General features: G+C 75.2%; 2 protein-coding genes. Both read right to left on the bottom strand.

From position 1 onward, the window contains the following. Window positions 1-26 precede the first annotated feature (26 nt). Entirely contained in the window at window positions 27-3,878 is a 3,852-nt protein-coding gene (locus tag AC07B0_RS01450) for a type I polyketide synthase (protein WP_478896155.1), read from the bottom strand. Further along, complete coding sequence (locus AC07B0_RS01445; RefSeq protein WP_469378923.1) at window positions 3,871-12,693, bottom strand: amino acid adenylation domain-containing protein; 8,823 nt, start codon at window positions 12,691-12,693, stop codon at window positions 3,871-3,873. The genes AC07B0_RS01450 and AC07B0_RS01445 overlap by 8 nt, the downstream gene beginning before the upstream one ends. Window positions 12,694-12,762 lie beyond the last annotated feature (69 nt).

Raw genomic sequence — 12,762 nt, 5'->3', positions numbered from 1 at the left:
GGCGGACCGTGGTCCGCCACCCGTTCCTACGGGGTCCGGGACAAGGTCGCAGGGTCCGGTGCCGAGGGCCTCAGGGCCTCCGCGAGGGCGGCGCCGACGACGGCGAGCGGCCGCGGTTCGGTCATCTCGTAGTGGCCGGCGGGCACCGGATGCTCGACGAGGGCTCCGTCGACGTACCGCGCCCACTCGTCGGTCCGCCCCATGGCGTCGCCCGGTCCGCCGGGCCCTGCCGGGTCACCCGCGGCGGTGAAGAACAGGACGTCGCCGCGGAACGCGCCGGGGGCGAACCCCGGTGCGATCCGGAGACTGTTGAGCATCACCCGGGCGATGGTGGCCGCCTGGTGGGCGGTCACCGGCAGCGTGCCGCCGCCGGTTTCCTCGTGCTCCCGCAGCAGGCGCAGCGCCCCGGCCAGGTCCGGTGCCCCGTCCTCGGGCGGGGTGAGTCCGGCGACCCGCAGCAGCAGCCCTGCCACCTGCCGTTCGCCGTCCTCGGCGGACAGCGCCATGCCCTGGGGCAGGGGCGGGTCCATCAGGGCGAGCAGTTCGACCTGTTCCCCCTGTCGCTGGAGCGCCGTGGCCATCGCGTGGGCGACGACGCCTCCGTAGGACCAGCCGAGCAGCCGGTAGGGGCCGTGGGGCTGGATCTCGCGCAGGTGTCCGACGTAGGAAGCGACCATCTCGGCCGCGTCCGCCGCCGGTTCGGTGCCGGGGGCCAGGCCGTGGGCCTGGATGCCGTACACCGGCTGCCGGGCCCCGAGGTGGGTGAGCAGGCCCGAGTAGCGCCAGGCGACCCCGGCCCCCGGGTGCACGCAGAACAGCGGCCGCTGGTCCCCGTCCGGGCGCAGCGCGAGGACGGGGGCGAAGGCGTCCGTCCCGGCGCCGGGAGCGGCGGGGTCCTCCGCCCCCGCCGCCGCGAGGAGCCCGGCGATGGTCGGCGCGGTCATCAGTGCGGCGGCGGGTACGTCGAGGACTCCCGCGGCCCGCATCCGAGCGGTCAGGACGACACCGGCCAGCGAATCGCCGCCGAGGTCGAAGTAGTTGTCGTGGATCCCGACCCCCTCGATGCCCAGGGCGGCCTCCCAGTGCCGCGCCACCCGCCGCTCCCGCTCCGTGCGCGGCGCGACGTGGGGCGTCGCGAGGTACGGGCGCGGTGCGCGGGCCCGGTCGGCGGGCGCCGGGGACTCCCCCGGCGCGTCGTCGGCCCGGGGTACCGCTCCGGGCGCGTCGATCCAATGCCGGGTGCGTTCGAAGGCGTAGCCCGGCAGCGACACCCGGTGCGACGGGGCGTGGACGGTACCGGGGGTGAAGTCCACCTCGGCTCCGGCGCTCCACAGCGTCCCGAGGGCGTCCGCGAGCACCTGCCCGTCGGCGGTCGCCGCCTTGGCGTGGCGCAGCGTGGGCACGGTCAGCGGTGTCCGCGGCCCGGCTCCGGCGCGGACGAGCTTGGAGAGGACGTCGCCCGGTCCGATCTCCGCGTACACGCGGACGCCGTGCTCCGTCAGGGTGCGGACGCCGTCGGCGAAGCGCACGGTGCGGCGGGTGTGGTCGATCCAGTGGCGCACGCTCGTCGCCTGCGCGTCGGTCACCCAGGTTCCGGTCACGTTGGTGACGTACGGGATCCTCGGCGCCCGCAGTTCGACCCGGTGCAGGGCCTCCGCGTAGGTGTCCAGGACCGGGTCGAGGACGTGGGAGTGCGCGGCGGCGGGCATCCGCACCCGCCGGTGGAAGACGCCGGCGGCCTCCAGACGCGCCTCGAACGCGGCGACCTGTTCCCCGGTCCCGGCGACGGTGCACGCCTCGGGGCCGTTGACGGCGGCGAGCGAGAGGCCGTCGCCGAGGTGGGGGCGCAGGGCCTCCTCGCCGAGCGCCACGCTGACGGTCGCGCCGCCCACGGAGGTGATCAGCCGCAGCCGCAGGGCGACGAGCGGCAGCATCTCCTCCAGGGTGAGGACGCCGGCCAGGCAGGCGGCCGTGTACTCGCCGAGGGAGTGTCCGGTGAGGGCCGCGGGGCGCACGCCGTGCCGGATCAGCGTCTCGGCGAGGGCGTACTCCGTCACGACCAGCGAGAGGAAGGCTTCCACGCTCCCCGGATCCGTGTGCCGGTACAGCGCGGTGCGGATGTCGCCCCCGATGACGGGGCGGAGGATGTCGGCGCACCGGTCGACCACGTCGCGGAAGGTTGCGTGGTCGCGGTACAGGCCGGCGCCCATGCCGACGTACTGGGTTCCGCCCCCGGGCAGCAGGAACGCCACCTCGGGGGCTCCCCCGGCCGGTACGGCCACCGCGTCGGGGGCCGGTGCGCGCAGCGCCCGCACGGCTTCGGCGGGGGTGAGGGCGGACACCGTGGTCCGGTAAGGCATGGCGGGCCGGTGCGCGCGCAGCGCGTGCGCGGTGTCGGCGAGTGGTGCTCCGGGCCGGGCGTCGAGGTGCCGGGCGAGCGCCTCGCGCTGCCCCCGCAGAGCGGCCGGGGTGCGGGCGGACAGGGTCAGCACCGGGTGCGGCGCCGCGTGCGCGGGCGGCGCCGCTGCGGGGGCGGCGGGGGCGAGGGGGGCGGGGGCCTCTTCCAGGATCACGTGGGCGTTGGTGCCGCCGACGCCGAAGGCGCTGATCCCCGCGCGGCGGGGTGTCGTATCCGCGGGCCAGTCCTGAGCCTCGGTGGGGACCCGGAAGGGGCTGGAGTCGAAGTCGATCAGGGGGTTGGGGGCGTCGAAGTGGAGGTTCGGCGGGATCCGCCGGTGCTCCAGCGCGAGCACCGTCTTGATGAAGCCGGCGATGCCGGCGGCGGCCCCGAGGTGGCCGATGTTGGTCTTCACCGAGCCGAGGGCGCAGTAGCCGCGGCGGTCGGTGCTCTGCCGGAACGCCTCCGTGAGGGCGTGGACCTCCAGTGGGTCGCCGATGCGCGTGGCGGTCCCGTGCGCCTCGACGTACGTGATGGAGTCGGCCGGGACCCCGGCCGCCGCGTGGGCGGCCAGGATCACCTCCGTCTGGCCCTCGGTGCTGGGGGCGGTGAAGCCGACCTTGCGGCGGCCGTCGTTGTTGATGGCGGAGCCCCTGATCACCGCCCTGATCCGGTCCCCGTCGGCCAGGGCGTCGTCCAGCCGCTTCAGGACGACCACGCCGACGCCGTCGCCCGAGGAGGTGCCCGCGGCGCCGGCGGCGAAGGCCCGGCAGCGGCCGTCGGGCGAGAAGGGCCCGTCGGGGACGTGCTGGTAGCCGAGCAGCGCCGACGGGTTGAGGGAGACGGCACCGGACAGTGCCATGTCGCACTTGTGGTCGATGAGGTCCTGGCAGGCCTGGTGCAGCGCCACCAGGGCGGTCGAGCAGGCGGTCTGGAGGGACAGGCTGGGGCCGGTCAGCCCCAGTTCGTAGGAGATCCGGGTCGCGAGCGTGCCCAGCGAGTTGTTGGTGGCGGCGTGGACGAGCGGCAGGGATCCGCCGCGTCCGGCGTACTTGGGGTGGACGTGGGAGGCGTAGTAACGGCTGTCGGTGGCTCCCGCGTAGACCCCGACCAGGCTGTCTCCCTGGCCGGCGGCGTATCCGGAGTCCTCCAGCGCGTGGTAGGCGCACTCCAGCAGGAGGCGTTGCTGCGGGTCGACGGTTTCGGCCTCGGCCGGGCTGTAGCCGAAGAAGGCCGAGTCGAACCGGTCGATGTCCCGGACGGTCGAGGCCATCCGTACGAGCAGGGGGTCGGCGAGGTCCGCCGGATCGCCTCCGGCGGCGAGGAACTCCTCGTCCGTGACGGGCCGGACGGCCTCCCGGCCGGCGTCGAGGTTCTCCCAGAACTCCTCGACGGTGTCGGCGCCCGGGAAGCGGGCGGCCATGCCGATGACCGCGATGGGCGGGTCGGCGTCGTAGTCGTGTTCCACGGGCTCATCCATCGTTGCGGGTCCTCTTGTTCGCGGTGTGCCGGCCCGCTCGTGCGGACCGCTGCTTCAGCACCTGCTGCCGGGCGCGGTCGAGGGCGGAGGCGCCGGCGGCTTCCGGGGCTCCGGCGGCGGGCGCGGCCGGACGGGTTCCGTTCCCGGCCGCTCCGCCGGTGACGGCTCCGGTGCCCACGAGGTGGCGGGCCAGGGTCCGGACGGTGGGGTGGGCGAACAGGTCGACGACGCTCAGTGCGCAGCCGAGCTCGTCGTTGACGGCGGTCTGGGCGCTCACCAGGAGCAGCGAGTGGCCGCCCAGGTCGAAGAAGTTCTCCTCGGGTGCGACGTGGTCCCGGCGCAGGAGGCGCCGCCAGATCGCGGCGACGGCCTCCTCCGTACGGCGCGTCAGCGCGTCGGCCCCGGCCGCTTCCCGGGGCCCTGAGCCGTCCGTGTCCCCGGACGGGGTTCCGGCGGAGCGCAGGACCCAGTCCTCGGGGGCGCCGCAGCGGCGCGCCGCCTCCGCGGCGGCGGCGTGCAGGGCTCCGAGGTCCGTGCCGTCGTCCAGGGCGACGCGTCCCGCGAGGCGGTGGAGGGGGCGGGCCGGGCCGGTGGTCTGGGAGCCGATCCACAGGGTGGTGCGGTCGGCTCCGACGAGGACGTGGGGTTCGTCGAGGGACCGGGCGAAGTCGAAGGCGCGCAGCGCGGTCCGTACGTCGAGGGTCCGGTAGCCGCGTGCCTCGGTCAGGGCCTTGAGGGGGTAGCCCTCGCTGACTCCGGTCTCGTCCCACATGCTCCAGGCGAGGCTGGTGCCGGGCAGGCCCACGGCGTGCCGGTGCTGGGCGAGTTCGTCGAGGAAGGAGTTGGCGGCCGCGTAGGCGCTGCTGAGCGAGCCGCCGAAGTGGCCGTTGACGGAGGAGAACACCGTGAGCGGGGCACGGGGGTGTTCCCGCGCGACACGGTGCAGTGCCCACCCGCCCAGGACCTTGGCGGCGACGGCGTCCCGCCACGCGTCCCGGGTGTACCCGGTGGCGGGGCCCTGGTCGAAGCGTCCTGCCAGGTGCAGGAATCCGGTGGGCCCGGCCGGCCAGGCGGCGGACGTCCGTGACAGTGCCGTGCGCAGGGCGTCGACGTCGGTGACGTCGACGGCCTCGTAGCGGACCTCGCCCAGCTTGCCGAGCTGCCTCAGCGTGGCCACCGCGCGGTCGGCGGTGTCGCTGCCGGAGGTGGTCCGGTCCCAGGTCTCCTCGGGCGGCAGGACGGTGCGCCCCAGTAGCAGGAGGCGGGTCCCGGGGGTGTGCAGCAGGTGTTCGGCCAGGGCGGCGCCCACCCCGCCGAGCCCCCCGGTGACGACGAGGTAGCCGCCGGGCCGGGGGCCGGCCGGGTCGGTGTCCGGTCCGGCCGTGGCCGGCCGGTCGGGCAGCGGGGCGAGGCGTCGCACCCAGCGGCGCCCGTCGCGCAGGGCGACCTCCTCGTGCGCTCCGGCGGACAGCTCGGCCAGCAGCAGCCCGGCCATCTCCGTGGCGGGGGCGGGCGGCAGGTCGATCATGCCGGTGCGCAGCCAGGGGAGTTCCTCGCGCAGGCTCTTGAGGAGTCCCGGTGCGGTCGCGTGGACGTAGGAGGGGGTCTCGCCGGGGAGGACGGCGCGCGCGCCCGCGGTGGCGAGGACGAGCGAGACGGGCGTGTCGTCGGTGTGCCGGGCGGCGAGGGCCCGGGTGAGGCACAGCAGGCTTTCCGTACCGTCGCGTTGGGCGGCGAGCAGTTCCGCGGCTGTGTCCGGGTCGGCGCTGGTGGTGTCGAGCGTCGCCAGGTGGACGACGGCGTCCAGGGGACGGTGGTCGGTGGCGAGGGCTTCCAGGAGGAGCGTGTGGTCGGCGTCGGCATCGGGGCGCAGCCGGTAGTGGGCGGCGTCCTCGCGTACGAAGCCCTCCCCTTCGGTGACCAGGGTGCACAGGGAGCCTTCGGTGCGCAGCCGTCCGGCCAGGGTCCGGGCGGTCTCCAGGGCGGTGCTGCCGCGGCCGGCGAACAGCAGGGTGTGCCGGGGGGCGGGGCCGGCCGGGCGGGGGCGCCTGGCGGGCTGCCAGACGGGCCTGAGGAACCAGTCGGGCACGGTGGCGGCCGTTCCGAGGAGCTTCTCGGCGTCCTGGACGGCCCCGTCGAACTCGCCGGCTTCGAAGCGCTTGCGCAGCTGGGTGCGCTGGATCTTGCCGATCTCCGTCTTCGGGATGGTGTCCGGCCCGACCGGAACGAGGTAGGCGGGGCTGACGCCGATCTCCCGGGTGACCTTGCCGCGTACGGCGCGCAGGGCGCGGGCGGGGTCCTGGCCGGGGGCGAGCTGGAAGAAGAGGGCGAGTTCGTCGGTGACCGACGCGGCGTCGGCGCGGACGGCGCAGGCGGCCGTGAAGCTGCGGACGACGCAGTCCAGTTCCTCCACGCAGGACTCGATCTCGTGGCTGTAGTGGTTGACGCCGTTGACGATGATGACGTCCTTGGCCCGGCCCGTGATGTACAGCTCGCCGGCGCGCAGGAACGCCAGGTCGCCGGTTTCGAACCAGCCGTCGGGGTCGAAGGCCTCGGCGTTGGCCGTGGGGTTGTCGTGGTAGCCGGAGGTGACGGAGGTGCCGCGGACCTGGAGGCGGCCGGCGGTGCCCTCGGTGACGAGGAGGCCGGCCTCGTCGACGATCCGCATCGCGAATCCGGGGTAGGGCAGACCGCAGCTGACGAACGGTCCCTCGTCCGGTGCGGGGTGGTGGGCGAGGACGGTGTCGGTGACGACCGAGGAGGTCTCGGACATGCCCCAGCCGGGGTGCACGACGTCACCGGCGAGTCCGAAGGGGGCGAGGACGTCGAGGAAGCGGCGGACGCTGCTCGCGACCACGACCTCACCGGCGTTGGTGACGAGCCGCATCGCGGAGAGGTCCCACGTGCGGTCGGCGAGCCGCTGCGCGTGTTCTCCGACGAGGCCGAAGGCGAAGTTGGGGGCCCAGGTGACGGTGGCTCGGTGCCGGTCCGCGAGTTCCATCCAGCGCAGCGGGTCCTGGAGCACCCAGGAGGTGGGCGCGTGGACCTGGCGGGCGCCGAGGAACACGTCTCTCAGGTGGAACATCACGACGCCGGTCACGTGGTCCAGCGGGATCCAGTTGAGGGAGACGTCGTGCTCGGTGAGGGAGTTGACGGCGGCGCAGGCGGCGGCCCGGGTGAGCACGTTGCGGTGGTCGAGGAGGACCCCCTTCGGCAGGCCGGTGCTGCCGGAGGTCTGGAGCATGAGGAGGGTGTCCCCGGGGCTCGCCCGGTACCAGTCCTCGTCCGAGGGCGCCTCGCGCAGTTCGTCGACCGTGGCGATGCGGGGGTCCGGCCAGTTCCGGCGCTCGGCGAGCCCGCGCAGGTGCGGTTCGTGGGTGTGGGATGTGACGACCCAGGGGCCGTCCAGGTTGCGCCAGATGCCTTCCAGCTTGTTCAGTGCCGCCGAGGGCGTCGTGTACGACGGCGGTACGGTCAGGGGGACGGCGACGAACCCGCCGAGGACGCATCCCCACAGGGCGGCGACGAAGTCCTCCGTGTCCTCGCACTGCAGGACCACCGTGTCGCCGGGGCGGATCCCGAGGGCGCGCAGGCCGCCCAGTACCCGGGACGCTTCCGCGATCACGGAGGTGTAGCTGCGGCGGGTCTCGGTGCCGTCGGCGCGGACGTGGACGATTTCCGCGTGCGGGCCGCGGCCGGCGGCGCGGACGAGTGCCTCGGCCCAGGTCGACACGCCCGGGTCGGGCAGGGGCGGTCCCTCGCTGAGGGCGGGCGCCGCGTGCGCGCCGGGTCCGGCCGCCGGGTCCTCGGCGCGGGTCCGGGTCGTGGTGGCGGGGAGGTAGCGGCGGCCGAGCTCGCGCGGTGCCTCCTCCAGCGCCGCGGCCGCCGTACGGACTCCGGGGACGGCGGCCAGGGCACGCTGCCAGGCGGTGGCGCTCTCCTGGTCCAGCGGTGCCATGTCCTTCAGCGCGTCCCGGTCGAGGGCGCCGTCCGGGTGCCGGGGAAGGGCGGTCACCGCCGTGACGCGCGGGGCGGGGTCCAGTGCGGACAGCTGCCGGGCGGCCTGCTCCACCGCGTGGGCGCGGGTGGGGACGGCGAAGGCGACCGGGCGGTCCGGGTCGAGGGTGCCCGGCGGGAGGACGGCCACCTCCCGCAGCCCGCCCGCGGCGAGCAGCGCCCGCTCCACGGCGGCGGTGTCGTACGGCTGCCCGGCCGCGGGCGCGGTGGTGCGCCCGCCGGCCCGGGGCGGCCCGGCGAGGGCGCTGAGGGGGCGTGCGGGGTCGGCCGCGACGGCGGTGAGCAGGGTGTGGAGGTGCTCCGCCAGCGCGGCGGCGGTGCCGTGGTCGAACACGTCCGCGTTGTAGTCGACGTGCCAGGCCAGTCCGTCGGGCCGGCCCTGCGCGTCGCGCCGCTCGACGACGTCGAGGAACAGGTCGAACTTGGCGGTTCCGGTGGGCGTGGGGGTGAGGGCGGCGGTGTCGCCGCCGAGGCGCAGGACGGCCTCGGTGTTGTTCTGGAGGGCGAGCATCACCTGGAAGAGCGGGTGCCGGGCCGCGTGGCGCGGCGGGTTCAGGCTGTCGACGAGCCGTTCGAAGGGCAGGTCCTGGTGGTCGAAAGCGGCCAGGTCGGCGGCCCGGACGCGGGCCAGCAGTTCGGTGAAGGCGGGGTCGCCCGAGCTGTCGGTGCGCAGGACCAGGGTGTTGCTGAAGTATCCGACCAGGCCGTCCAGCGATTCGTCGGCGCGGCCCGCGACGGGCGTGCCGATCGCGATGTCGGTGCCGCCTCCGGCCCGGGTCAGCAGGGCGGTGAGTCCTGCCTGGAGGACCATGAACAGGCTGGTTCCGCGGTCTTCGGCCAGTTCCAGGAGGTCGCGGTGGACTTCCGGGTCCAGCGTCAGCCGCAGACTTCCGCCCCGGTGGGACGGTACCGCCGGCCTCGGCCGGTCGAAGGGCAGCGGGGTCTCGGCCGGCAGCCCTGCCAGGGCGTGGCGCCAGTAGGCGAGCTGACGGCCCATCACCCCGTCGGGATCCGGTTCCCCGGCCAGCAGGTCCCGCTGCCACACCGCGAAGTCGGCGTACTGCACCGGCAGCGCCTCGAACGCGGGGGCGCGGCCGGCGGCGCGGGCCTCGTAGGCGGTGGACAGGGCCTCGGCCAGCGGGCGCAGGGACCAGCCGTCCGCCGCGGCGTGGTGCAGGACCAGCACCAGGGTCCGGCCGGAGGCGGCGTCGCCATAGAGCCCTGCCCACAGCGGCAGGTCGTGTACGAGGTCGAAGGGGTGCCGGCAGGCGGCGCTCACGTACGCGTCGACCTCGGTGGCGGGGCAGTCGACGACGTGCAGGTCGGGCCGTACGGACCCGGCGGGGAGGATCCGCTGGTGCGGGGCGCCGTCCTCCTGCGGCAGGAGCGTGCGCAGGATCTCGAAGCGGTCGGTGACGTCGGCGAGGCCGGCGCGCAGCGCGGCCGGGTCGGGCTCGTGTTCCAGGCGCACCACCAGCGGGATGTTGTAGGTGGCGGCGGTGACGTCGAGCTGGTTGAGGAACCACATGCTCTGCTGCGCGGCGGACAGCGGGAGCGGGCCGGGCCGCTCGGCGGGGACGACGGGCGGGCGGGACGCCGCGCTCCGGCCGGCCTCGGCTAGCCGGGCGGCGAGGGCGGCGGGGGTGGGGGTCTCGAAGATCGCGGACAGGGCGAGTTCGGCGCCGGCGCGGCCGCGCAGCAGGGTGACCACGCGGGTGGCGAGCAGGGAGTGGCCGCCCAGGGCGAAGAAGTCGTCGTCGGCGCCGACCGTGCCCGCGGGCAGCCCGAGGACCTCGTCGTAGAGGCGGCACAGCAGGGCCTCGGTCCCGTCGGACGGGGCGCGGCCCGACGCCGCGGCCACGAAGTCGGGGTCGGGCAGGGCGCGGGCGTCGAGCTTGCCGCTCGCGGTGAGCGGCAGGGCGTCGAGGAGGACGAAGGCGCCGGGGAGCATGTAGGGGGGCAGCAGTCCCGTGAGGTGCTCGCGGTAGGCGGCCGGGTCGCGGCCGGCTCCGGGGCGCGGTACGACATAGGCGGCGAGCAGGACGTCGTCGGTGCCGGTGTTGCGGCGCGGGACGACCGCGGCGTCGGACACGTCCGGGTGGCGCAGGAGCGCCGTCTCGATCTCGCCCGGCTCGATGCGGAAGCCGCGGATCTTGACCTGGTGGTCGGCGCGGCCGACGTACTCCAGGGTGCCGTCGGCCGCCCGGCGCGCGAGGTCGCCGGAGCGGTACATGCGCTCGCCGGGCGCGCCGAAGGGGTCGTCGACGAAGCGCTCCGCGGTCAGGTCGGGGCGGCCCAGGTAGCCGCGGGCCACGCCCGGTCCGGAGACGTGGATCTCGCCGAGCCAGCCGGGCGGCGTCGGTCGCATGCAGTGGTCGAGGACGTGGACGCGCAGGTCGCGGAGGGGGATCCCGATGATGCTGCGGGGGTTCTCCTCCTCGATCAGTTCGCGCGTGACCCGGAAGTAGGTGGTGTGCACGGTCGTTTCGGTGATCCCGTACATGTTGACGAGCCGGGGCGCGCTGTCGCCGTACCGCCTCACCCAGGGGCGGAGCCGGGCCGGTTCGAGGGCTTCGCCGCCGAAGACGACGTAGCGCAGGGCGAAGGGCCGCGCCGGGTGGGGGGACTCCTGGTCGGCCCGTACGAGCTGCTGGAAGGCCGAGGGCGTCTGGCTGAGGACGGTGACTGCTTCGTCGCGGAGCAGCGCGAGGAGGTCCTCGGGTGCGCGGGTGGTCTCCTGCGGGACGACGACCAGCCGTCCGCCGTGCAGGAGGGCGCCCCACATCTCCCACACCGAGACGTCGAAGGAGTAGGAGTGGAAGAGGGACCAGACGTCGTCGGCGCCGAACGTCATGTGCGCGGAGGCGGATTCGATGAGGCGCACCACGTTGAAGTGCGAGATCTCCACGCCCTTGGGGCGGCCGGTGGAGCCCGAGGTGTGGATGACGTAGGCGAGGTCGTCGGGGGTGAGCGGGGCGGTGCGGTCCGCGTCCGTGAGGTCGCGGGGCGCGCGCGTGGCGAGTTCCTCCTCCACGGCCGGGTCGCCCAGCACGACGGTGTCCGCGACCTCCGGGAACAGGGCGGCGCTGTCGGCGTCCGTCACGAGGGAGCGGGGTGCCCCGTCCTCCAGGACGACGCGCAGGCGTTCGGCCGGGTAGTCGCGGTCCAGCGGCAGGTAGGCGGCGCCGGTCTTCAGGACGGCGAGGACGCCGACGAGGAGTTCCGCCGAGCGGGGCAGCGCGAGGGCGACCGTCCGGCCCGGGCCGGCTCCGCGGTCCACGAGCAGCCGGGCCAGCCGGTTCGCCCGGGCGTTGAGGGCGGCGTAGCTGAGCGACGTACCGCGGTACGTGACCGCCGGCGCGTCCGGGGTCCGGGCCGCCTGGGCTTCGAACCGGGCGGGGAGGGTGGCGTCGGGCGCGGGCCGCACCGGGGCCGGGACGGGGGCGTGTGCCGGGTAGAGCTCGGGCCATTCGTCCGGGTGCAGGAGGGAGAGGGCGGTGAGCGGCGTGGAGCCGTCGGCGCCGGCCAGCTGGTCCAGTACCTGCAGGAAGCGGCCCTGGTGGTCGGCGAGCAGTTCCTCGGTGTACAGGGCGGGGTTGGCGTCGAAGGTCAGCAGCAGTCCCCGCCCGCCCGCCGTTCCGGGGCGCACCCCGATCGACAGGTCCTCGACCCGGCCTCCGGAGTAGTAGTGCGGCGTGGTGGCGTGCTCGCCGAAGGTCAGCTCGTGGGTGAAGGGCACCAGGTTGACGACCGGCCCGTACAGGCGGCGGCTGCCGCCCAGCATCTTCAGGTCGCGGCGCAGGTCCTCGGCCCGGTAGAGCTGGTGGGCGCGGACGTCGCGGACCTCCCGCGCCACGGAGCGCACGAGGTCGAGGACGGTGGTGCCGGGGCCGGTCTCCACCCGGAGCGGCAGGATGTTCGAGGCGGTGCCCGGGGTGCGCAGCGCCGCCGAGCCGAGGCGGCTCAGCGTGGTGGTGCCCAGGACCACCTCGGTGGCGCCGGTGGCCCGGTGGACGTAGGCGGCGGTGGCGGCGAGCAGCAGGTCGGACTGGGCCACGCCCATCCGGCGGGCGGCCTCGGTGAGCCGTGCGCCTTCGCCCGGACCGATCTCGGTGGTGCGGCGCAGGAACGGCGCCGACGCCGGGGCCGTGCCCTCGACGAGTCCTTCCGCACTTTCCATGCCGTCGAGGCGTCGCGCCCAGTGGTCGCGGTCGCGGGCGTACCGGTCGGAGGCGCGGTAGGCGGCTTCCTCGTCCAGCAGCGCGGACAGCGGGGCGAGGGTGCCCGGCGGCACCTCGGTGCCGGCGGCGAGCGCGGTGTAGACCTCGGCCAGCCGGGAGGCGACGAGGAGGTACCCGTAGCCGTCGAGCAGGATGTGGTGGGCCCTCAGGAACCAGAAGTAGCGGTCCTCGGCGAGCTTGAGGAGCGCCTGGGAGAAGAGGGGGCCGGCGACGAGGTCGACGGGGGTCAGCAGGTCCTCGTGGATCCACTTCTCGCAGGCCGCGCGGGGGTCGTCCGCGCCGCTGAGGTCGACCACGGTCAGCCGGGGGTCCGCCGTGTCGGCCGGCCGGGAGCACGGGCCGGCCCCGCTGGTGTCGGTGAAGGTCAGCCGCAGGGTCTGGGCGTCCTCCACGGTCCTGCGCGCGGCGGCCTCGAACAGCGCCTCGTCGACGGGGCCGTGGATCTCCAGGCCCTCGCCGGTGTTGAAGGTCGCGCCGACGGGGTCGAGCTGCTGGGCGAACCAGATGCCTTCCTGCGCGCCCGAGAGGGGGCGAGGGGGGCGGGTGGGAGAAGTCATGCCGATGGTCCTCACGAGAAGGGAGAAAGGGGATGGGGGAAGGTGCGGGGCCGGGGCGGGGCCCGGACG

This window comes from Streptomyces sp. NPDC044704, assembly GCF_056433525.1.
Note: the sequence above shows the minus strand (reverse complement) of the source record. Positions and strands in the feature narration are given on the sequence as shown.

Coding starts and splice junctions, on each gene's coding strand:
- AC07B0_RS01450 (WP_478896155.1), bottom strand. CDS start 3,878: ATGGATGAGCCCGTGGAACACGACTACGACGCCGACCCGCCCATCGCG.
- AC07B0_RS01445 (WP_469378923.1), bottom strand. CDS start 12,693: ATGACTTCTCCCACCCGCCCCCCTCGCCCCCTCTCGGGCGCGCAGGAA.